Source organism: Legionella clemsonensis, from assembly GCF_002240035.1.
Lineage (GTDB): Bacteria > Pseudomonadota > Gammaproteobacteria > Legionellales > Legionellaceae > Tatlockia > Tatlockia clemsonensis.
Map to the genome: position 1 here is coordinate 2,578,346 of NZ_CP016397.1, position 22,922 is coordinate 2,601,267.

Here is a 22,922-nt window from a genome sequence, read left to right on the forward strand (position 1 = left end):
TGAAAACCAGGCTCTGTTGAGGATATTATGAAGATTAGTTTTATAGGCTTTGGCAATATGGCTCAAGCCATTGCCAGAGGATTATCGGTTAATAAAGGTTATCAAATTCTAGCAGCGTCTCCTTCGCTTCCAAGTGGAGTGAATGAGGAAGGGATTATTACGTCTCCTTCCAATCTGGAAATAATACGAAACGCAGAGATAATTATCTTAGCCGTGAAGCCTGATAAAATTGGAGAAGTATTGCAGGAAATTGGCCAAGAACTACCAACCAACAGTTTACTTATTTCCATTGCAGCTGGGGTTAAAATAGCATCTTTGGAAAAATATTGTCGAAAAAAGCAAGCCATTATTCGCAGCATGCCCAATTTAGCAATTTCTATCGCTAAAGGAGCAACGCCGCTGATAGCTAACTTAAGCTCCAGCTCTCAGCACAAGCAATGGGCCGAAGAAATTTTTCAAAGCCTGGCGCTTATCCATTGGACAGCCAATGAAAATGACTTAAACTGCTTCACGGCATTATCAGGTAGCGGGCCTGCCTATATTTTTCTTCTAATGGAAGCAATGATTGATGCTGCTAAAAAATCAGGACTTGATGAAGAGGTCGCCCAAGCCTTTACCTTACAAACTTTTCGTGGAGCCCTGGGTTTGGCCAATAAAAATAAAAATATCAGTACATTAAGAGAGGAAGTCACTTCACCTGGTGGTACAACAGCAGCAGCACTCGCCGTGTTGAACAATCATGACTTTCACGCTTTAATCCATGAGGCAATGAAGGCTGCTGTCAAACGTGCCGAAGATTTAAGTTTTTAAGCAAAGTTTTCGTTAAAGAACAGGAATGCTTGGCTATTATCTGAAGATTTTATTTATAATAGCCAGCATTCTAAGAGTAATTAATTTTTGAGAATCAATATGTCAGGTTTAATCGCTATTGCTTATTTTTTAGTTAAATTAAGTTTTAATTTATTACTTTTTGCATTGTTGCTAAGGGTTGCTCTGCGTTATTTTCAAGTCAGTACTCTTCATCCAGCAGGACAATTAATTTATCAGTTGACGAGCCCTATTGTTCATCCCATAGAACGCTTGATTTACTCCGGTAAAACCTCTTTAAATCGCTACGATTGGGTAACCTTGGGCCTCATAGTTCTTATTGATTTGCTTAAATTTCTCGTGCTTGGTCTTCTTTTTCACAGTATTTTATTACCTCTACTTTACTTAATATTATTTACCGTCGCTGATCTAGTTACCCTTGTCTGTGAATTATTATTCTTTATGATTCTTATTCGAGTAATTATAAGTTGGATTAATCCTGCACGACAACATCCGGCTTTAGATATCATCAATCTGATTACCGAGCCTTTATTAGAGTTGGGACGATTTCTCATTCCAAATATTTCCGGGTTTGATTTTTCACCAATTATCATCATGATAATTCTAAAAATTATTGCTTTGTTTATGGCTGCAATACTTCCTTTCAATATGTAAAGCAAAACGGATGAGAGAGAGCTATAATTGAAGCAATACTAAACCAATGGAAAACCTTATGAATAAGCATTGGACTGTATTTCTTGGTATTGCCTCAGTAAGCTTCTCCTGCAATATTTTTGCTGTACAATCCATGTATTGTCCGCAAAACCATGGCTACATTAATATAGGAATGTCCCCCGATCAGGTACTCGCCGCCTGTGGTCAACCTTTAAGCAAGTTACAGTCAGACACACCGGTTATGCAAAAGGTTCCGGTACTACAGCTTATTTATAATAATCAAGGTTCTCAGTCTGCCTTTTATGGTGTTTGGTCACTACCCGTCGGCGTCAACAGTGGTGCTCAACTCGAAGTCGATGTTATTGATAACAAAGTGAGTTCCGTGCGTATTAATGGCTCACAAAGCAATGCCTTTTCTATTTGTGGTGGCTCAATGGTGCAGATAGGCGACCCGGTAGCAAAAGTGTATAGTGCCTGCGGCAATCCTTCTATTGTTAATAACACATACATCAATCAACCCATTCAAAGTAACCAGAAACCTGAGATCTGGGTGTTCCAGACCGATAAATTTCAAACACCATTCCGCTTGACTTTTGTCAATGGCAAATTACAATCCATCGATTAATTTTCTTGTAGGGAAATATTCATGAGTGAAACAATTGACGATTTAACCATTGCCTATAGTGAAAATGGCATAGAAACGGTCAAAGAACTGGATAAACATGTTTTATCAAAAGGTGCCTGGACAACCATTTTATTTCGTTATCAGGATTGGGATAATGCCAGGCAAGATTTTGGGCCCGTCAAATACTCTATACGCCGCTATCAAAAGAAAAACAATCAATATTGGATGAAGTCGAAATTTAATATTTCCAGTGAGGATCAAGCGCGTAAAATTATAGAAGTTCTCTCTCAGTGGTTGAGTGTCGAGAAATAAATTATTGTTTAACATGCCTTCCTGCAGAGATTGCCTCAATTACAGCTCGCTGCACTGTAAACTGCAGCGGTATTGGAACAATAAACTTGTCCTGTTGGACCAGAAGTACGCGCATCCGTTCCGAAAAGCGTCCCTCCCACAAACCCCAGAAATGAAGGCAAAAACAATAATATTGCTGCAATGCAAGCCTGTCCAAGCGGCTGCCCAATTGGAATTTGAGTTGGATTATCTTTATGTTGCTTAAATTTTATAATCGCAACAATTGAAAAAGCCAAGCCTCCTATATAACTAAGTGCTGTGATAAGTCTGGCAACACTCGTAAAAGAGTCTGTTATATTAGTAGAAATATTTCCCAATGCTTGTGGAGCAGCAACTGCGCCCCATAACTCAGGAAGAAGCAGTAGTATAAAAAAAATGGCAAATTTCAATTGAGACAATTGTTATCCTGAGTAATTATTTTTATAGCAAAATTATAGTACCTTATTTCACTCATTTGTATTTTTAAGGCTTTTTTTTGAATCCTTTGCCAATCTCCCTTATAATTTTTTATTCTTAAATTCTGACATTCATTCCATGAAATACCGTATACTTGCCTTGCTACTTCCTCTCGTGACTTTTCTTTTTTTGGGTTATGTTGTTTTTATCCCTCGCCATAAACTGCATGAAAGAGTCACTGAACCTAAACCTGTCGCAGTAGAAACAGCTCCTGTTACTGAGAAAATTCTGGCCGACGAATTTGAAACCATAGGAAGCCTTGCCAGTATGGATAATATTGATATTAGTTCTGAACTGTCGGGTCAGATTGCTGCCATTTATTTTAAACCGGGAACTCTTGTTAAAAAAGGAACGTTACTTATTCAACTTGATGCCACTGTTTTAAAAGCGAACTAGCCAGCGCTGAAGCGAATTTGGCCTTAAGTAAAACCAATTACGAGCGCACTCGAGAGCTTGCCAACAAAAAACTCGCTTCAGAACAGGCACTGGATCAAGCATTAGCTAATTTGCAAGAGAAACAAAATACAGTAAAAGCCAAAAAAGCTCAGCTTGAAAAACTTAGTTTGCGCGCACCCTTTACTGGTACTCTCGGCTCAAGACAAGTCAGTGTCGGCCAATATGTGAGAGTTGGGCAGCCTCTGGTACGCCTTATCGCCAATCAAAAATTACGTGTTGAATATACACTGCCAGAACGTTATTTGCCCCGCGTACAGGAAGGACAGCAAGTTACTATAGTATCCGATGCTTACCCAAAACAAATATATAGAGGTTATGTCAACTATATTGATCCTGCCGTAGATAAGGAAACCCGAACTATTGCTATTGAGGCTCTCATTGATAATACAAATAATTTACTGTCTGCAGGTTTGTTCGTTCGAGTGAATCATGAATTTGCTAACAAGAGGAAGCGTCTTTTAGTCCCTGAGGAAAGTTTAATCCCTACAATTAACGGTCAAAAAATCTTTGTCCTGCGTAATGATAAGGCTGTGGCCGTACGAGTTAAAACAGGAGCACATCATGGTGCAATGACAGAAGTTAACAGTGGCTTAAGTGTTGATGATATTGTGATCGTTCGTGGTCAGCACAAACTGAGAGAAGGTAGTCTTGTTATTGACATTCATCAAGGGTAGAACTAATTGTGATTTTTTCTGAACTCTGTATTAAACGCCCCGTCTTTACGATTGTCTTATCACTATTGCTGGTCATTACCGGTGTCTTACACTATCAAAAATTAGCCATAAGACATTTGCCCAATATTGATAAACCCGTGATTCACATCGCTACCGAATATGAAGGAGCAAGTCCTGAACTCGTTGAAAAAGAGATTACCATTCCTATAGAAAATGCCTTATCAGGGATCTCCGGCATTGATACCTTACGCTCTACAAGTTTGTTAGGCAAGAGCCGTATTAATATCGATTTTCAGCTCGGGGTTGATATTAATGAAACAATTAATGATATTCGCAATAAGTTATCAGCATTACAGGCTAAACTTCCGAAGGAAAGTCGCCCCCCTACAGTTAGTAAGAACGATGCTGATGCAAATCCAGTATTAATGCTGGGATTCCATGATGACACTAAAACACCATTAGAGATTACTGATTATGTTAATCGCTTTATTAAACCTGTTTTACAAGAAGTTAAGGGGGTTGGCGAAGTTATCTATCATGGCAGTCGTGATTATGCAGTCAAAATTGCATTAGACCCAGTTAAAATGGCCGCCTATCAGGTAACCGTGGCGCAGGTAAAAAGAGCACTGACTCAACAAAATATTGATGTTCCCAGCGGCCAAATCAAAAGCAGTAACCGCTATTATACTGTAGTTACTCATGCCCGCTTACAAGATGCCAAACATTTTGCCAATTTAATAGTGGCTCAGCCTAACAAACAACCCATCCACCTTGGTGAAGTAGCCACGGTAACGGTTGGTAGTGAGAATGAAGATAATTTGTTGCGGATTAATGGAAAACCGGCAGTAGGGCTCGCCATACTCGCCCAATCCACCGCGAATCCCGTTGATGTCGCAGCCGAGGTTAAGAAAGCCATTACCTCTCTACAGCAGTCTTTGCCACCTCATTTCAGAATTCAAGTGGTTTTTGATTCAACACTATTTATTAAACACTCCATTCACGAAGTGTATAAGACCTTTTTTGAGGCAGTTTTATTTGTGGCTCTCGTCGTGTTTCTATTTATAGGAAATTTACGTGCGGCCACAATTCCCATCATTACTATCCCTATTTGCCTTGTCAGTGCTTTTTGGCCAATGTATTTGTTAGGATTTGAACTCAATATTATTACTTTATTAGCCATGGTATTGGCGATTGGCTTGGTAGTTGATGATGCCATTGTGGTTTTAGAAAATTGCCATCGTCATATGCAAAATGGCTTAAGCGCGACAGCAGCAGCTATCAAGGGCAGTAATGAAATTGTGTTTGTCCTTTTAGCGATGACCATTACTTTGGCTGCTGTTTATGCGCCCATGGGGTTTGTTTCTGGTTTTACAGGAAAGCTGTTTCTGCAGTTTGGTATCACTCTGGCAGTCAGTGTGCTTATTTCTGGACTTATTGCGTTAAGCCTCTCCCCCATGATGTGCTCAAAATTATTAACCTCAAAGGAAGGGCATTACAGCCATTGGCTAAATTTGAAATTTAATAAACTTAGTTCACGTTATGTTCAGAGTCTATATTGGATGTTAAAACATCCTTTAATTTTAAGTCTAGGATTGATTAGCTGTTGTCTGATTGGCTTTCTATGCTATCAACAATTAGGCGCTGAATTGGCACCGGGAGAAGATCAGGGCTATATTATTGGCTCCCTTGCCTCCCCAACCAATGCCAGTACTCACTATACCGATCAGTATACCCGTGAATTAGAGGCTATTTATGAAAAAACTCCTGAAAAAATAGCTTATCTTAGTTCAGTCAGACCTACCTCGGCATTTACCTTATTAAAATTAGCGCCCTGGAGCGAGCGCACTCGCAGCCAGAAAACTATCAGTAATGAGTTGAGTGAGAAGATGCAAAAAATTACAGGAGTCAATGTGTTTCCTGTAAGTCCAAATCCGCTAGGCCAGCGAACAGGAAACAGTCAATTTAGTTTAGCACTATTAGGCAATACTTCTTACGTAAGACTCAATGAGATCAGCAGCGATATTATAAAACTCCTGGATGAGTATCCTGGTTTAAGACATATAAGGAATACGCTTGCTCTTGATAGTGAACAAATCGATATTGAAATTAATCGTCAATTGGCAGCAGATTTGGATGTCAATCTGGCCGACGTTGCTGAGCTACTATCCACCATGTTAGGCGGTAGCAATCCTGTAAATTTCACCTATGAAGGCCAGGCTTACAAGGTTATCTTGCAAGTACAGCAAGCAGAGCGCCGAGATATTGCTGTACTTAATAAGTTATATGTACAAAGTGGCCGAGGAAGAATGATTCCTTTATCCACTTTAATCAATATCACCCATAACATTGGCCCTGACAGTTTACCCCACTTAAATCGAATGCGCAGTGCCGTTATTAGCGCTGAACTCGGACCAGGGGCGCATATGGATAAAGTGGTAAAAGATGTAAAAAAGTTACTTCGCGAAAAACTTCCTGATGACATTCAATACCGTTTTACAGGAGCAGTGAAGGATTATTTAGAATCCGCTGGCAGTAGTCTTTATGCTTTTTTACTTGCACTACTGTTTATCTACTTGGTACTGGCCGCGCAATTTGAAAGTTTTATTGATCCACTGATTGTTCTTTTAAGTGTTCCCTTAAGCTTAGTAGGAGCAGTTTTGACGCTGTTTTTATTTCATCAAAACTTATCCCTGTACAGTAATATCGGCATGCTCACCCTTATAGGTCTGGTAACCAAACACGGCATCATGATTACTGAATTTGCTAATCAACAAATCAACGCGGGTAAAGAGCGTCTTGCAGCTGTTCTTGAAAGTGCTCGTATTCGTTTAAGGCCGATTCTTATGACAACTTTAGCCATGATTTTAGGCGCATTTCCCTTAGCGATTGCCACCGGTGCAGGCAGTGAAAGTCGGCAACAGTTAGGGTTGGTAATTATTGGCGGCATGCTGGTAGGGACTTTATTTTCGCTTTATGTAGTCCCTTTTGCTTATCTGACTATTTCCAGACGACGGGTTAAATTCGCCGCGGTGAACCAACTTATAAAAAAATTGAACCACCAAAATCACTCCCCCCTGGAAGAGAGTCAGTCAGAACTTATTTAAGAATCCAAGCTGTTACGAAAGTGGCATACCCCTGAGACACTGGGGCTACATTGAAGGATAAGGTTCTTCTAAAGTCCCTATAAAATTTCCATTGCTTTTAATGCAAAAGATCGTTATGTTATGTCTTTCGTTTTAGCTTGAAGGTTAATCCTCTATGCACGAAACGCCTGACTTTCTGGATTTCTCTCAACTATCCCCTGAAGAGATTTCCCGCCTGCTTGAAACTTACTCCATCCGCCTGACCTCTAATGAAGCGCTAACTATCCAAAATAAACTGTTAAAACGTCCTCCTACTTATGCAGAATGTATCTTATGGTCAATTCAAGGGTCGGAACATTGTTCTTATAAAAGTAGCCGTAAACATCTTGCCCGTTTTAATACCAAAGCACCACACGTTATTCTTGGTCCCAAAGAAGATGCTGGAATTGTTGCTGTGGCAACCGATAATCAAGGCAAGCGTTATGGGATTGTCGTTAGCCATGAATCACATAATCACCCTTCACAGCTTGTTCCTTATGAAGGTGCTGCAACAGGCGTTGGTGGTAATGTGCGTGATGTCTGTTGTATGGGAGCCGAAGTCATTGCCGTAGCTGATTCATTGCGTTTCGGGGATATTAACCTTGCCAAAACAAAATGGATTCATGATGGCGTAGTTCGCGGTATAGGCGGTTATGCCAATCCTTTAGGCATTCCTAATCTTGCAGGCGATATTTACTATGACAAAGACTACAATGAAAATTGCCTGGTTACTGTAGTCACCCTTGGCGTGCTTCGCGAAGATCACATTATTCACTCCTATGCGCCTCCCAATGCTACAAATTACAAATTTATTTTAATTGGGAAACCTACTGACAACAGTGGATTTGGCGGCGCAGCGTTTGCCAGCTTAAGCTTGAGTGAAGAACGCCAGGAAGCAAATAAAGGCGCAGTTCAGGAACCTAATGCTTTTTTGCAACGTCATTTACTTAAAGCAAATTATGCTTTTTTTGAGTTTTTACGCGAACAACATTTAACCGATAAAGTAGGGTTTAAGGATTTAGGTGCTGGCGGAATTGCCTGCGCCAGCGTCGAATTGGCAGAGGGAGGAGGATACGGCGCTGAGATTGATTTGGATTTAGTTCCCACCAGTATCCCTAACCTCCCTCCCGCCATAATCCTCTGTTCCGAAACTCAAGAACGCTTTATGTGGATAGTTCCAGAAGACCTCGTTAATACTGTTTTAGACCACTATAATAAACGCTTTGCTCTGCCTGAGATATGTGAAGGTGCCGGAGCCACGGTCATTGGCCAACTACGAACAGATGGTTTATATGTAGTCAATTTTTCTGGAAAACAAATTGTTTCGGCCAAAGCCCAGGATATCACGCAGGGAATCATGTATGAACGCCCCTCATCCCGTCAAAAATCAATCCATCAGGAGCCGGCTATTCCTTTTCCTGCCAAGGATTTGAATCAAGTTTTACTGTCGTTATTAAGTCATGAAAATATTGCCTCTCGAGCACCCGTTTATGAAACCTTTGATAAGCAAGTACAGGGGCGTAGTCTCATCGAACCAGGCTGGGCTGACGCTGGACTTCTTACTCCTTTTAATGAAGAAAAATATCCCCCAGAAATTCGCAATACGGCAGTTGCCTTATCTCTTGATCATAATCCTCGCTATTGCAAAATAGACGCCTATTGGGGTGCTGTGAATGCTGTTATAGAAGCTGTACGCAATGTCATCGCCACAGGAGCATGGCCACTGTCGTTAACGGATTGTCTTTGTTTTGGCAATCCTGAAAATCCTATTCATATGGCAGCGTTTATCGATGCCATTGAAGGCATTGTAGATGCTTGCAAGGCAGTAAAAATGTTGCATGAGACCGATGCCACATTGCCCATTATTTCAGGCAATGTGTCGCTGTATAATGAGTCCTCCCAAGGCTCAATACCTCCAAGTCCCATTATTAGCTGTTTGGGAGCAATGCCTGATTTCTCAAAAGCCATGACCTACGACTTTAAAAAACCTAACTCCGTTCTGTTACTGCTAGGTGAACGTAAAGATGAGTGTGGCGGCAGTGTCTATTATCAGCTGCATAATGAATTGGGGAGCCAACTGCCCAGACCTGATTTGACCACATTTAATAGAGAAATTACCGCCGTCTATACCGCCATTCAACAAGACCTGGTGCTTGCAGCCCATGATATTTCTGAAGGAGGAGTTGCTGTTGCTTTAGCAGAAATGAGTTTTAAAAATCATATCGGCGTTAATGTAGTTATTCCCGGTTTACTAGCTGACGATAAAAAATTATTTTCAGAAAGTGGCGGTTTCCTCCTTGAAGTCTCACCCGATAATGTAAGTCGAATTAAGCAGGTTTTTATTTCCCATTCAGTTCCCTTCACCGTCATTGGAGAAACAACAGTCGAGCCAATTTTAATTATTAACAGCGTAATAAGTTTAGCAATTAACGCGGCAAAAACTGCCTGGGAAAATGGGTTACGAGGGAGATTACTATAATGTCGAGTATTGATTACAAAGCTTCAGGAGTCAATATTGAGGCTGGCAATGAAACCGTTCGTCGTATCAAACAAGCGGTGGAAACCACCTTTTCATCGCAGGTTCTCACCCCTATTGGTGGCTTTGGAGCTATGTATGATCTGCAGTCTATCATAGCCGATTACCAGCATCCCGTCCTCGTTCAAAGTATTGATGGTGTAGGCACTAAAATGATAATCGCCAATATGATGCAAAAATTTGACACCATCGGCATTGATTTGGTAAGTGCAACCACTAATGATATTGTGGTGTTAGGTGCCAAACCCCTTACTCTTTTGGATTATATTGCCAATGATCGTCTCAAACCTGAAACGATTGAACAAATTATTCAAGGAATGGTTTTGGCATGTCGTGAACACAGTATTTCTCTTGTCGGCGGAGAAATGGCAGAAATGCCGGGTGTTTATTTTCCCGGTGAGCTTGATTTAGTGGGCGTCATTACCGGTGTTGTTGAAAAAGAAAAAGCAATTCTGGGGCAAACGATAGTGCCGGGTGATCTGATTGCCGCTTTTCCATCAAGTGGCTTACATACCAACGGATATTCCCTGGCACGTAAGTTACTGTTTGATATCGAAGGGTACCCTGTAAATTCCCGTTTCCAAGATTTTTCACATACTATTGGTGAAGAATTATTACTTCCTCATATTAATTATAATAAACCGGTTTCAAGCCTCCTTAAAAAAAACATTCCCATTAAAGGCATGGCCCATATTACAGGCGGAGGCTTAATAGATAACATACCGCGAATTTTGCCCGCCGGTTGTGCTGCAGAAATTAAAAAAGGGAAATTGCCAGAGTATCCAATTTTTAATTTGCTGCAAAAGCTTGGCAATCTAGAGGATGAGCAAATGTATCAAACCTTTAATATGGGCGCCGGCCTGGTGTTGTTCTTTGCACCCAATGAACTTTCTTCCATCCAGGAAGCACTGCTTCCGTTTCCTGATTTTCCCTTATACGAAATTGGACGAGTGATTGCCAGTGAACGTAAAAAGGTAATTTTATTATGATCCGTATCGGCTTAATTCAATTCCCAGGCTCCAACTGCGAGCGTGAAACAGCCTTAGCTGTAAAACGCGCAGGTATGGAGCCGGTAGAATTCTTATGGAATGAACCACTTCGTAAACTGCAAAATTTTGATGGCTATATTTTAGTGGGTGGCTTTTCCTATGAGGATCGTTCTCGTGCGGGTATTATTGCTGCACTTGATCCGGTGATACAAGCTATCAAAGAACAAGGCGCACAGGGAAAACCTGTTTTAGGAATCTGTAATGGTGCTCAAATCCTTGTTGAAGCAGGTTTGGTTCCTGATCTGGCTAACCATCAATCAGGACTAACTCTTACCGAAAATAAACGTATATTTGAAGGAAAAATTCTGGGAACTGGCTTTTATAATTCCTGGGTTAACTTGCGATTATCCGATGAGTATCAAGTTAACGCCTTTACCCGTCATCTTTCTCTGCAACAGATTATTAAGTTACCGATTGCTCACGGTGAAGGTCGTTTTGTTATGCCTGAAACAACCTTAACAGCATTAATACGAGAAGGGTTAAATCTGTTCCAGTATTGTGATGAAAAGGGAGATATTGTCGATAATTTCCCTATTAATCCCAATGGTTCAGTTAGTAATATTGCAGCCATATCCAATCAGGCAGGCAACATATTGGCCATGATGCCTCATCCTGAACGTACAGCTAATGGTGATCCTATCTTTCACTCCATGCATGATTACATCAAGGAAGGGAAAAGGGGACAAAGGTATATTTCTAAATCTGTCTCCAGCTGCATGATACCACAAACTTTTTCTCTCCCCTCCCAGCGTTATGAGTGTTTAACGAGGTTAATTATTGCAGATAATCATGCGTTAACCGTAGAAAAAACATTAAGAAACATGGGATTGCCTGTAACGGTAAGACGTTTTAAACACTGGGAAATCGAGTGTGATTCCGAAGAAACCCTTAAGAAAATTAAACACACGGGTGTTTTATTTTGTGAAAGAAAAGAACAAGAAGTATTATTTATTGAACCTGCAGAACAAGTCTGTTCTTATCTTATCAGAGCAAAAGAAGATTTAATCGGTCAACAAGCTTTAGCAACACTTAAAACACATTACGCCATTGCACTTAGAGAAATTAAACATGGCATTGTTTGGCAGTTTAAAAGCGATAACGGCAATATAGCCGAATTCAAAGATACTATCTTCTCAACTAACATTATGGGTAATCAATATGCACACGAATGTTTCCAGTACGACGAGCTATTATCAGCAACTTCAGGCAGCAATTCCATTTTGTCTAAGACAAACCCATTTGCCCATCAACTATAGAACTGAAGGAAAAGTAAGGGATTTTTACGATTTAGGTGAGCACGTAATGCTTATCACAACGGATAGACTAACTGCCTTTGACAGACCGCTCACCCTTATTCCTTATAAAGGACAAGTATTAAATTTAACCAGCGCCTGGTGGTTTGAACAAACTGCAAAAGTTGTTCCCAATCATTTGGTGGCCATCCCTGATCCTAATGTCATCATTGCTAAAAAATGTACTGTTTTTCCCATCGAATTTGTTGTCAGAGGCTATATTACTGGCACCACCAGCACCTCGCTTTGGACACAGTATAGTCAAGGCATTCGTGACTACTGTGGATTATCTTTCCCGGAAGGGCTTAAAAAAAATCAAAAACTGCCCTCTCCTGTGCTCACACCCACCACTAAAGAAAAAACTCATGATCGCCCTATTTCTCCACAGGATATTGTTACCGAAGGCTGGATGACAGAAGAAGACTGGTTGCAAGCAAGCACACTTGCTCTGCACTTGTATCAGACTGGCGTCGAAATTGCTGAAAAACATGGATTAATTTTGGTGGATACCAAATATGAGTTTGGTCGAGACAGCTCCGGCAACATCATAGTGGTTGATGAAATTCATACGCCTGATTCCAGTCGCTACTGGTTGGCTGACACTTATTCAGCACGCATGGCCGAAGGATTAGAACCTGAGAATATTGATAAAGAATTTTTACGCTTATGGTTCTCTAAAAATTGTGATCCTTATCATGATGAAATTTTGCCAGAAGCACCTGAATCTTTAGTTACCGAACTTGCTTCACGTTATATTCAACTTTATGAAATGATTACCGGAACCGCCTTCCATTTTTTAGAATACAAAGAACCCGTTGAAGAACGCATTTTGCGAAATATAGCAACCTATTTAAGGTAGAACACTATGTGCGGCATTGTCGGCATTTATAGTCACCAACCCGTCGCATCGGAACTTCACGATAGTTTGATTCATCTGCAACATCGTGGACAGGATGCAGCAGGTATACTTACCTGTAATCAACGGTTCTATTCCAAAGGTGGTTTAGGGCTGGTCCAGGAGATTTTTACTCCTAATAAGGTTGCAACACTTAAAGGAAATATAGGGATTGCCCACACACGCTATCCAACTGCGGGAGGTTATACGGAATCCGACATTCAGCCCCTGTGGATTGGCAGTCCACGGGGAATTGCCCTGGCACATAATGGCAATTTATTCAATTATCTTGAATTAGCTGATGAGATACGCATAAAACAGCATCGCCATTTAAATTCTACTCTCGATTCTGAAGTATTATTATTAAAACTGGCGGATGAACTGTCTTCATTTTCCTATGAAGAAACGGACAGTGAATTTTTTGAAGCCCTTTGTCAAGCCGTTGAACACATTTTTAACTGCATTCAAGGTGCCTATTCTGTGGTTAGCGTGGTTATTGGAAAAGGATTGGTAGCCTTTCGTGATCCCTATGGCATTCGTCCTCTGGCATGGGGAACACGGGAAAACGCAGATGGCACAACGGATACTATTTTTTCTTCAGAAACTACCCCTTTTTATGCATTGGGCTTTGTTCCCCAAGGTGACATACAACCTGGCGAAGTGGCTTATGTGGGTCAAACAGGCCAGCTTTTTCGTCGCATAGTTAAGACCAGGCAATTCAGACCCTGTGTCTTTGAGTATGTCTATTTTGCTCGTCCGGATGCAACCCTGGATAATATTAGCGTTTATCGTGCACGACTTAGAATGGGGCAGAATCTTGCTCGTGCCTGGAAAACAAAATATCCTGATTTAATACCAGACGTTGTTATTCCAGTCCCCTTTACCGCAAATACTGCCGCCCTTTCTTTCGCACATGAATTAGGCGTTCGCTATTCTGAAGGCTTATATAAAAATCCCTTTATTGGTCGCACCTTCATCATGCCCAACCAGAAAGAGCGCAAGCGCAGCATTCGCTATAAACTTACCCCCCAGCGCACTGAAATTAAAAATAAAACTGTGCTAATTGTCGATGACAGCATTGTACGAGGCACTACATCTCGGGAAATTATAAAAATGGTCAGAGAATTTGGCGCTAAGGCTATTTATTTTGTTTCAACCAGCCCTGCCATAAAGCATCCTTGTTTTAACGGCATTGATATCCCTTCACGAAAGGAACTCATCGCAGCCAATAAAGATGAGGAAGAAATTGCCCATTATCTAGGTGTCGATATTTTAATGTATCAGGCTGAAGAGGATTTGATTGAAGCAATTACGCGTCGTGGTCGAACGACCATAAAAAAACCTTGTATGTCTTGTATGGATGGCGATTATTTCTGTCATACCATGACAATGACAAAAATGAAGCAGTTAGAGAAAGCACGTCATTTTACTCAGTCTATAACTGATAACCCTTGTGAGACGACATCATGAGAATTCTTGTCATTGGTTCGGGAGCTCGGGAGCATGCCCTATTACGCGCTTTGGCACGCTCATCACAAAAAGTAGAACTTTATTGTTATGGAAATTTTATTAATCCTGGTATTAGGCAATTAACGCTTGATTATGTCCAAGGGGATATTACCCAATGTCCGACAATTGTTGCTCAAGCCAAAAAATGGCAAATTGCATTAGCAATTATAGGACCTGAAGCACCACTTGAAAAGGGTTTAGCCGATGCGCTCTGGGAAGAAAATATTCCCACTATAGGCCCTAAAAAAAGTCTGGCAAAAATTGAAACGAGCAAACATTTTGCACGCCAATTGATGCAGAAATACCATATTCCCGGCTCCCCAAAATGGCAGCAATTTGACGAGACAGATAACATCCTCCCCTTACTTAAAGAATTGGGTGAAAATAATTACGTGATAAAAGCGGATGGTCTCATGGGTGGAAAAGGCGTGAAAGTTGCCGGAGAACATCTACATTCGTTCGATGAAGCTTTGGCTTACTGTCAGGACATTTTTACGCAGGGTCAATCTCTCATTATTGAAGAAAAACTAATTGGCCAGGAATTTTCGTTCATGTGCTTTGCAGATGGTGAACGTCTTATTCCCATGCCTTTGGTTCAAGATCATAAACGAGCCCATAATGGGGACCAAGGTCCAAATACGGGAGGAATGGGAAGTTACAGCGACAGTAACCATAGTCTGCCTTTTTTAACCCGTGCTGACGTAAACGCTGCTTTTGCTATTAATGAGGCTGTTTTTCATGCCTTAATTACGGAATGTCGTGAAAAATACATTGGTATTTTATATGGAAGCTTTATGGCCACTAAAAATGGCGTTTATGTGATAGAATTTAATGCCCGTTTTGGTGATCCTGAAGCTTTAAATGTGTTGGCCATTTTAAAGTCTGATTTTGTCGAACTTTGTAGAGCTATGGTCAATGGTAATTTAAGTGAAAATCAGGTGGTCTTTTATCCTCAGGCAACCGTCTGCAAATATGTAGTTCCCGAAGGGTATCCTGACGCACCCGCAAAAAATTTTCCCATTAATTTTAATAAGCTCATTGAATCTGACCATTTATATTTAGCAGCTGTAAATCAGGTGGAAGAGAAAGTTATTGCCACAGGAGCCAGAACCGCAGCTTATGTTGGTGTAGCAAAGAGTATTTTTGCAGCTGAAAAAATTGCTGAAGATGCCATATCGCTTATTGATGGCCCTTTATTTCATCGTAAAGATATAGGTACCGCATCTTTAATTCAACACCGAATTGATGCCATGGAGAGGATACGTCAATGCTACGTCTAGGAATATTGGGCTCAACACGAGGAACTAATCTCACTAGCCTCATCGATGCCATTCACAACGAGGAATTGGATGCATCGATTGAAGTGGTCATCAGCAATAAAATGGATGCTCCGATTTTAGAGCGTGCAACCAATTTTGGCCTTAAAGCATTATTTGCCAATCCTGCTGATTTAACTCGGCAGTCCTATGATTTTTATTTATCGAATTTATTAAAGCAACACCATGTCGAGCTTGTGGTGCTGATGGGTTATATGCGTATTTTGTCACCGCATTTTGTTCTAAATTGGAAGAATAAAATAATTAACGTCCATCCATCACTTCTCCCTGCATTCTCAGGATTAATGGATTTAAAAGTGCATCAGGCAGTATTAGATACAGCTGCCACCGTAACGGGCTGTTCGGTACATTTTGTGACAGAAGAGGTGGATGCAGGTCCATTAATTCTACAAAAAAAATGTCCTGTTTTGAGTAATGATACCGCTGAAACTCTGAAATTACGTGTTCAACAGCTGGAAGGACAAGCCCTCGTTGAAGCCATCAATAAATTATCCACACTTGAAATTACCTTAGAGGAGTTATAATGATGACAAAGGCACTTGTTTCTGTACTAATGGGTTCAAAATCAGATTGGGCAATTATGGAGGCGGCCAGTCTTGTTCTTGATGAGTTGGAGATCCCGCATCAGGTGCGTGCATTATCCGCCCATCGCACACCCGATGCTCTGTTTACCTATTTAACCGCTGCTCAAGAGGCAGGTGTTGAAGTTTTTATCGCAGCTGCCGGTGGAGCTGCCCATCTACCAGGCATTGTGGCTGCAAAAACGCTGCTGCCCGTATTAGGAGTTCCCATGCCTTCCTCCACGTTTACTGATGGCTTGGATGCACTGCTTTCCATTGTCCAAATGCCAGCAGGCATCCCCGTAGGCACTCTCGCAGTGGGCAAAGCAGGCGCCATTAACGCTGCGATTCTTGCCGCAACCATTCTAGGTAATAAGTATCCTGACTATCGTATGGCGGTGCAGAAATATCGCAACAAGCAAGCGGAAAAGGTCTTGGAAAACGCTGCGATTAAAGGTTAATTTACTTCAAATTATTGGATGGTACATTAAAGTAACTCGTATTTAAACAAAATCTTATGTCGCTATTTTTTATTTTGTTTAACAGTTGAGTTAAACTGTAAGTACCATTTCTTTCGACTGCATTTAAAATTTATAAATCAATAGTTCAGGATTTTAAATCAAGGATGGAATAAATTTTAAAGGGAAATTCAGCCCCAATGAGGCATTGACTTTCAATCAGTTTGCAAATAAGTGATTCACCTATTTCAAACTCATTTTTATGCATTTTTGCCACAGTAATTCTTTAAGTTTCTTTTATAAGTACCAACTGGGCATTTTTTTGTTTGTTTACCTTCATATGTATAAATAATGTAATCAAACTAATTCCCCCAAAAACAATTAAAATATAACTGGGTGAATGATCATGATGCTCACCCAGTTTCAATGCAATCAATGGTGTGATCCCTCCACCTAAGCAGGCAGCTATTGAGTAGATAAGATTAGCAATTGAGCATCTCACGGAATGAGGGAAAATATCTGTAATAAACACAGGAATAACTGCAAAAATGGCAGCACAAGGAATAGCAACTAAACAATGAACCAACAATACTTGAGAAAATATGCCTAATGTTAAACAGGAGAAATATGGTGTGATGAACAGCAATAATGTAATGATGCCTATTAAAATGACACGGATACACCCGTATAAATCTGATATGATCCCCATTAATGGAATGAGCACAGTAACAATCACTAAGCCGAAGGAGTTGATTAAAAATGCTTGTGTATTTGAAATGCTGTTAACTGTTACTAGGTGAATGGGGGCATAAATAAACATCAGCACGGTTGTAGCAACACCAAACAATACCAGCGAAAAAACAATAAAAGAATCAAAGAATCGCTGCTTCAACAGGCCGATTGTATCAACAAAAACATTGCTTAATGATCTCTGTTCGCTTCTCGCATGATTCGAGATAAATTCCTGACTTTCTGGAATGGAGCGACGTATCCAGAATCCAAACGTCATCGTTAGAAAAGCTAGAATAAAGGCTAACCGCCAGCCCCATGGTGGGAGTAGATGAATGTCAATTAAATATAAGACCAAAGCGCCAGTCAGAGAAGATATAAGCATGCCTGCATTAATACCAAACGCAGCCCATGAGCCGAAATATCCTTTCTTATTTTTTTCGCAGCTTTCAATAAGTAAAGATACTGAACTAATGTACTCGCTTCCAACAGAAAATACCTGTATTAATCGAATGAACAATAGAAGAAATACAGAAACAACGCCGATTTGCTCATATGATGGCAGAATGCCGACCAAGGCCGTACAAATTCCCATTAGCAGAATACTTAATGTCAAAACTCTTTTTCTACCGGTTTGATCAGCCAGCATACCGCCAAGTAGACTACCTAGAGGCCTTAGAATGTAGGTAAGTAAGAATAAAAAGAAAATATCAGATAGTTTGGATTGTGGCGGCAAAAATTCTTTTGATAGAAAGCCTGAGAACAACCCCCATATCACGTAATCATACATCTCAAGCGCGTTACCAATAGCACCGCTAATGATAATTTTTTTTGAAGTTTTAAACATGTAATTTTATGCGTCTTTTCTTGCTTTGAGTTCACCTGATCGAACCAGTTCATCACGAAAACCTAGTGAGTTAACATTTGTAACTTTATCCAGAAAAATTACACCATCTAAATGATCGTATTCGTGTTGTAGTACACGGGCATGGAGATCTGAGGCTTTTCGCTCTATCAGCTGGCCATTCACATCATAACCGCGATAACGGATATGTTTATACCTTGATACTTTACCGCGAAGCGTACCTACACTCAAACATCCCTCATAATCTTCAACACATTCATCTGATAATGGCTCATAATAAGGGTTAAATAAGATTGTAAAAGGAATTGCTGGCAGGTGCGTATGAACAGGGTGTTTATTCATGCCAAATACTAGCGCCCTTTTGCTAATGCCTATTTGTGGAGCAGCGAGACCCAAACCATTTTCAGCTTCTAACATTGCAAATAACACTTGCTCCATTTGCCGAAGTGAAGGTGTACCAAACTCTTCATCCGCAATAGGCTGAGATATCTGTCTTAATAGTGGGTTTCCTAAAAGAATAATGTTGTTTTTATCCATGATGCATCACCTTATTTTTCATGCTCGCACCAGACTTAGGAAGGGTCTAATACCAAGTCCTGTTGCTTTAGAGTTGAATTCATTTAAATTAGGCGGTAAATGCTTTGGAGAATAGCTACTATATAATTCTCTAAGCGACTTATAAAAGTAATCGCCCATATCAATCAAGCCAAATAGGTTGTCACGATAGAATTTACGCAATCCTTCCACTTTTTCATCTGTTGCGAAGGAATACATAAAGCCAAAATTACCAATGGGTCTATAAATTGTCATTCCCACTGTAAAATGGTTGTTTTTTAGTTTAACTTTTTCAATTTTTTCGTTTTGATAATCCCACCATAACAGTGAGTTTTTATCCTCAAGTTTTGAATTAAAACAATGGTCATCAAGCCATAAATTTTGATGGAAGAGGTTGTATTCAATATTGGGTGTAGTCGAAAAAGCGACTAATTCATGAGAAGGGTCTATACAAGCCATCCCCATATGTGTAATCCCATGCAATCCCTTCAGGTTTGAGAAGACATTTTTTATATATCGCCTGTTCTCAAACAGAATCTCTATAACTTTTGGATGCAACTTAATATTGTGCTTTTTAAGAGGCAAACACTCAAACTGTTTTAACTCGTACATCATCATTAATTCCATGAAAGCGTGTAATGGAGTTTATAGACAGGTCTATAACTTTTAAAATTTCCTTCGGGTCTGCCTCAATGTGCGTCGCATCATGAATGATGTCCATAATATAGCTGATAAGCTCTTGTTTGTTTTTTGTAATATCAAAAAGGGTAGCGCAATTTGAAAGAATATATTCGAGTAAGCCAGGTTCTATTTGGATTAGATTTGTATGGCCAATATTATTAGGGATATCTCCTTCTTCGCCATATAGCAGCCAACCTGGAGAAACTTTCAGCCATTTTGCTATTTTATAGGTAACATCAACATCAGGCAATGCTTCGCCTAAGACATAGCGCCTTGCCATTTGATGAGAGCAACCGCTAATTTCAGCCAATTTACTAATTCTGACGCCCGCTTTGGATTTGGATGAGCCTAAATTTGCTTGTTGCATTAAAGCTATCAGCCTTCGAGCAAATCCACGAACAAAATGTTCTCTTTCCAACTGAGTCTCCTATCCAGTATAGAGTCCGTCCAGTATATCTTCATTGTTTATTGTGTTCAATAAATTCCATATTTATAAGACTGAAAATACAATGTTATTTTAAATTTAATTTTTTCAACTTTAAGTTGATATTTAATGCAACTTAAAATAACATTTTATTTTACATGATGAACAAAGGAGGCTGCAGCACGATTCAGATAACGGTAATAGAGGCGTGATTGCTCTGTATATGAGCAAACAATAACAATAAAGGATCAATGGAGTTTTAAAATTTGTTGTTCATGACGACCTCAATTTAAGAATTAATGGAAAGAAAACTAGTATCATAAAGGGAGCAATAATATCTATGAAAGATGTACCGTATATTTTAAGCCTGGCTTATAAAAAACAGATTGATGAAGTATGCAAACCACTGGGAAGGATGGGACTTAAGCATTTTGTGATGTATTTAATCTTCAATGATGGCACTCCCTTAATTCTGTCAAATGTCTATCCAATCATCCTCTCCTACTATCAAGAGGCCCTTTATAAAGAAGACTACACCTACACAGCAAGGCTTATTGACGCTGCTCGGGAAGGGTTTTACCTGTGTAATGAAGTGCAATCTATTTCACCTCAATTTAAAGAGTTACTTGCAGAAAAATATAACATCCATCCAAATTATAATCTCGTAAGACGTTGTGCGGAATGTACTTTTATTTTTAGTGCGATACGAGACACACCTACCGAGGCAAGTCATCTTTTTTACAAGAAAACAATTGCTGCTTTTGAAAATTTTTGCGTTAATTTTGTGGATGCCTTTTTGGAATTAATCACTTTTTGTAACCCTAAGTACAAACTCTCCTTCATTTTGACCAATAAAAGCTTTCGGCATGCGGTGATTAAGGGCGGGTATGCTGAAAATAACTTACTGTCTATGCGGGAACAGGAATGTTTATGGCTGACAGCCCAAGGAAAATCCGGTAAGCAAATTGCTCAGACTTTAAAAATTAGTCCTTACACCGTCGAAAAATATCTTAAAAATATCAGGCAAGTATTTAATTGTCATACAATCACGGAGGCCGTCGTTGAGGGTATACACCGAGGGATGATTGGGCGGATGAATTTAAATAAAAATACCTTACATACCCTTAGTAGCAAACTAAATTTCGCCAGACCAATTATTGAAATAGAAGCAGCGTAATGTATATTCATTCCCGCGGAAAGAAGAACTTATTGTCAAATAGGCTTCTTCACTTCGATGATTGGATCCCCGCTTTCCTTTTAAAGAATTGGGTGAAAATAATTATATGATAAAAGAGGATGGTCTCATGGGGGGAAGGGCGTGAAAATTGCCAGAGAACATCTACACTCGTTCGATGGAGCTTTGGCTTACTATCAGAACATTTTTACGAAGGATCAATCTCTCATTATTGAAGAAAAATTAATTGGTCTGGAATTTTCGTTCATGTGCTTTGCTGATGGTGAGCGTCTTATTCCCAGCCTTTGGTCAGGATCATAAACGGGCCCATAATGGGGACCAAGGACCAATACAGGAGGAATGAGAAGTTACAGCGACAGTAACCATAGTCTGCCTTTTTGACCCCGTGCTATGGTAATTGAAGTGAAAATCAGGTGGAAGAGAAAGCTATTGCCACAGGAGCCAGAACCGCAGCTTATGTTGGTATAGCAAATAGTATTTTTGCAGCTGAAAAACTTGCTGAAGATGCCATTACTCTGTTTACCTATTTAACCGCTGCTCAAGAGGCAGGTGTTGAAGTCTTTATCACAGCTGCCCATCTACCAGGCATTGTGGCTGCAAAAACGCTGCTGCCCGTATTAGGAGTTCCCATGCCTTCCTCCACGTTTACTGATGGTCTGGATGCACTGCTTTCCATTGTCCAAATGCCAGCAGGCATCCCCGTGGCACTCTGGCAGTGGGCAAAGCAGGCGCCATTAAGGCTGCGATTAAAGGTTAATTTACTTCAAATTATTGGATGGTACATTAAAGTAACTCGTATTTAAACAAAATCTTATGTCGCTATTTTTTATTTTGTTTAATAGTTGAGTTAAACTGTAAGTACCATTTCTTTCCACTGCATTTAAAATTAATGAATCAATAGTTCGGGATTTTAAATTAAGGAATGTGGCAATTTCTTTTCTTGAGTATCCTTGAATCAAGAAACAGCATACTTGATATTCCCGATCTGTTAAATAGTCATCTCTTTTCACTAAGTCGAAATAGTATTTATTGCTCCGGAGCATAACTGGGTTTAAATTTGGAGGATCACAATTGTTTATTCTTAGACCTTGAATTGTAATTGCTTCTTTTTCTGCTCTTATAATCAATTTTTCAGCTTTTTCATAATAGTAAAATATGAAATGCTCCAAATATGGTATAAGGTTTATATAGGTACTCTTTTGGAGGTTATTTTTTTCATTTGTCCCAAACACAAACGCCTCATAAATTCCATTTTTAACACTTACTATCTGGAATAGATTTCTTATATCAAAATTATCTCTAGAATCAACAAGTTTATTGAAGGCGATTTTATACATTTCAGGATTTTTTATTGTGCTTACAATATCTTCTGCAAATAAATGTCTTTCATATTGCAATTTACTGAAATCAAAATTGAGGGCTCCAGATATCTCCTTTTCCAATATAGATCTAGCTCGATTATCATCTGTAGAAAGCCATGCGATTTTTCCACAATCATAAAGTCTTACATGTTCAAAATAAGAAAGACCTCTATCTAACAAGGGAGCAGCAATTTTTAACATATCTTGAGAACAAGAAATAGATATGTGACCTTTGGATATTACTCTAGTCATCAATGAACGTATATTGTAGCATTCAGGTTTTTTAAATCATACATTATCATTAAATTGC

At 39.7% G+C, this 22,922-nt stretch carries 23 protein-coding genes and 1 pseudogene; 18 read left to right on the forward strand and 6 right to left on the reverse strand.

The features are described from left to right. The first annotated feature begins 27 nt into the window (after window positions 1–27). The 4 genes from proC (at window position 28) to clem_RS11325 (ending at window position 2,419) form a co-directional block, all read left to right on the forward strand. A complete protein-coding gene (gene proC, locus clem_RS11310; RefSeq protein ID WP_094091656.1) occupies window positions 28–810 on the forward strand; it encodes a pyrroline-5-carboxylate reductase in 783 nt (260 codons plus the stop codon). Window positions 811–909: 99 nt separating this feature from the next. Next, entirely contained in the window at window positions 910–1,482 is a 573-nt protein-coding gene (locus tag clem_RS11315; protein WP_094091657.1) for a YggT family protein, read from the forward strand. Window positions 1,483–1,540: 58 nt separating this feature from the next. Next, entirely contained in the window at window positions 1,541–2,107 is a 567-nt protein-coding gene (locus clem_RS11320; RefSeq protein ID WP_094091658.1) for a DUF2845 domain-containing protein, read from the forward strand. A 21-nt stretch (window positions 2,108–2,128) separates the two neighbouring features. After that, window positions 2,129–2,419 carry a hypothetical protein gene (locus clem_RS11325; protein WP_094091659.1) on the forward strand — a complete coding sequence of 97 codons (291 nt, stop codon included), beginning with the start codon at window positions 2,129–2,131 and terminating at the stop codon, window positions 2,417–2,419. Between the two features lie 35 nt (window positions 2,420–2,454). On the opposite strand, the gene clem_RS11330 is transcribed toward clem_RS11325, so the two are convergent. Further along, entirely contained in the window at window positions 2,455–2,856 is a 402-nt protein-coding gene (locus clem_RS11330; protein WP_094091660.1) for a hypothetical protein, read from the reverse strand. A gap of 136 nt (window positions 2,857–2,992) precedes the next feature. Between clem_RS11330 and clem_RS11335 the strand changes: the two genes are divergently transcribed. The 11 genes from clem_RS11335 to purE all read left to right on the forward strand — a co-directional run bounded on the left by clem_RS11335 (window position 2,993) and on the right by purE (window position 16,805). Next, complete coding sequence (locus clem_RS11335) at window positions 2,993–3,310, forward strand: biotin/lipoyl-binding protein (protein ID WP_094091661.1); 318 nt, start codon at window positions 2,993–2,995, stop codon at window positions 3,308–3,310. Window positions 3,311–3,327: 17 nt separating this feature from the next. Beyond that, window positions 3,328–4,044, forward strand: a complete 717-nt coding sequence (locus clem_RS11340) for an efflux RND transporter periplasmic adaptor subunit (protein ID WP_094091662.1) — start codon at window positions 3,328–3,330, stop codon at window positions 4,042–4,044. An 8-nt stretch (window positions 4,045–4,052) separates the two neighbouring features. Next, window positions 4,053–7,148, forward strand: a complete 3,096-nt coding sequence (locus clem_RS11345; RefSeq protein WP_157698237.1) for an efflux RND transporter permease subunit — start codon at window positions 4,053–4,055, stop codon at window positions 7,146–7,148. A gap of 154 nt (window positions 7,149–7,302) precedes the next feature. After that, the gene (gene purL / locus clem_RS11350; protein ID WP_094091664.1) at window positions 7,303–9,645 is read left to right on the forward strand and encodes a phosphoribosylformylglycinamidine synthase subunit PurL; all 2,343 of its coding nucleotides are present in this window, start codon (window positions 7,303–7,305) and stop codon (window positions 9,643–9,645) included. Next, entirely contained in the window at window positions 9,645–10,691 is a 1,047-nt protein-coding gene (gene purM / locus clem_RS11355) for a phosphoribosylformylglycinamidine cyclo-ligase (RefSeq protein ID WP_094091665.1), read from the forward strand. The genes purL and purM overlap by 1 nt, the downstream gene beginning before the upstream one ends. Continuing rightward, the gene (gene purQ, locus clem_RS11360) at window positions 10,688–12,007 is read left to right on the forward strand and encodes a phosphoribosylformylglycinamidine synthase I (protein WP_094091666.1); all 1,320 of its coding nucleotides are present in this window, start codon (window positions 10,688–10,690) and stop codon (window positions 12,005–12,007) included. The genes purM and purQ overlap by 4 nt, the downstream gene beginning before the upstream one ends. Continuing rightward, window positions 11,910–12,902 (forward strand): phosphoribosylaminoimidazolesuccinocarboxamide synthase, encoded by a 993-nt coding sequence (locus clem_RS11365; RefSeq protein WP_094091667.1) that lies wholly within the window; start codon window positions 11,910–11,912, stop codon window positions 12,900–12,902. The genes purQ and clem_RS11365 overlap by 98 nt, the downstream gene beginning before the upstream one ends. A gap of 6 nt (window positions 12,903–12,908) precedes the next feature. Next, entirely contained in the window at window positions 12,909–14,408 is a 1,500-nt protein-coding gene (gene purF, locus clem_RS11370; RefSeq protein ID WP_094091668.1) for an amidophosphoribosyltransferase, read from the forward strand. Beyond that, window positions 14,405–15,727, forward strand: a complete 1,323-nt coding sequence (gene purD / locus clem_RS11375) for a phosphoribosylamine--glycine ligase (RefSeq protein WP_094091669.1) — start codon at window positions 14,405–14,407, stop codon at window positions 15,725–15,727. The genes purF and purD overlap by 4 nt, the downstream gene beginning before the upstream one ends. Next, on the forward strand, window positions 15,715–16,308 hold the full coding sequence (purN, locus tag clem_RS11380) for a phosphoribosylglycinamide formyltransferase (protein ID WP_094091670.1): 594 nt from the start codon (window positions 15,715–15,717) through the stop codon (window positions 16,306–16,308). The genes purD and purN overlap by 13 nt, the downstream gene beginning before the upstream one ends. Window positions 16,309–16,310: 2 nt before the next feature. Next, window positions 16,311–16,805, forward strand: a complete 495-nt coding sequence (gene purE, locus clem_RS11385; RefSeq protein ID WP_094092342.1) for a 5-(carboxyamino)imidazole ribonucleotide mutase — start codon at window positions 16,311–16,313, stop codon at window positions 16,803–16,805. Window positions 16,806–17,088: 283 nt separating this feature from the next. Here the strand turns inward: purE and clem_RS11390 are convergent, their stop codons facing one another. The 4 genes from clem_RS11390 to clem_RS11405 are packed head-to-tail and all read right to left on the reverse strand — an operon-like array spanning window position 17,089 to window position 20,050. Beyond that, the gene (locus clem_RS11390) at window positions 17,089–18,378 is read right to left on the reverse strand and encodes an MFS transporter (RefSeq protein ID WP_094091671.1); all 1,290 of its coding nucleotides are present in this window, start codon (window positions 18,376–18,378) and stop codon (window positions 17,089–17,091) included. A 6-nt stretch (window positions 18,379–18,384) separates the two neighbouring features. Then, entirely contained in the window at window positions 18,385–18,933 is a 549-nt protein-coding gene (gene def, locus clem_RS11395; RefSeq protein ID WP_094091672.1) for a peptide deformylase, read from the reverse strand. A gap of 18 nt (window positions 18,934–18,951) precedes the next feature. Then, complete coding sequence (locus clem_RS11400) at window positions 18,952–19,578, reverse strand: hypothetical protein (protein WP_232505463.1); 627 nt, start codon at window positions 19,576–19,578, stop codon at window positions 18,952–18,954. Further along, window positions 19,541–20,050, reverse strand: a complete 510-nt coding sequence (locus tag clem_RS11405; protein WP_094091674.1) for a helix-turn-helix domain-containing protein — start codon at window positions 20,048–20,050, stop codon at window positions 19,541–19,543. Before clem_RS11405 ends, clem_RS11400 begins: the two co-directional genes overlap by 38 nt. 346 nt (window positions 20,051–20,396) lie before the next feature. Between clem_RS11405 and clem_RS11410 the strand changes: the two genes are divergently transcribed. The 3 genes and pseudogenes from clem_RS11410 to clem_RS15465 all read left to right on the forward strand — a co-directional run bounded on the left by clem_RS11410 (window position 20,397) and on the right by clem_RS15465 (window position 22,054). Next, window positions 20,397–21,233, forward strand: coding sequence for a response regulator transcription factor (locus tag clem_RS11410; protein WP_094091675.1), 837 nt, complete (start codon window positions 20,397–20,399; stop codon window positions 21,231–21,233). 85 nt (window positions 21,234–21,318) lie between these two features. Further along, window positions 21,319–21,629, forward strand: a pseudogene (locus clem_RS15440) (phosphoribosylamine--glycine ligase); the annotation flags it as partial. Window positions 21,630–21,664: 35 nt separating this feature from the next. Beyond that, window positions 21,665–22,054 carry an AIR carboxylase family protein gene (locus clem_RS15465; protein WP_456298570.1) on the forward strand — a complete coding sequence of 130 codons (390 nt, stop codon included), beginning with the start codon at window positions 21,665–21,667 and terminating at the stop codon, window positions 22,052–22,054. Here the strand turns inward: clem_RS15465 and clem_RS11425 are convergent. Continuing rightward, entirely contained in the window at window positions 22,010–22,864 is an 855-nt protein-coding gene (locus tag clem_RS11425; protein WP_094091676.1) for a helix-turn-helix transcriptional regulator, read from the reverse strand. The genes clem_RS15465 and clem_RS11425 overlap by 45 nt on opposite strands. Window positions 22,865–22,922: the final 58 nt, after the last annotated feature.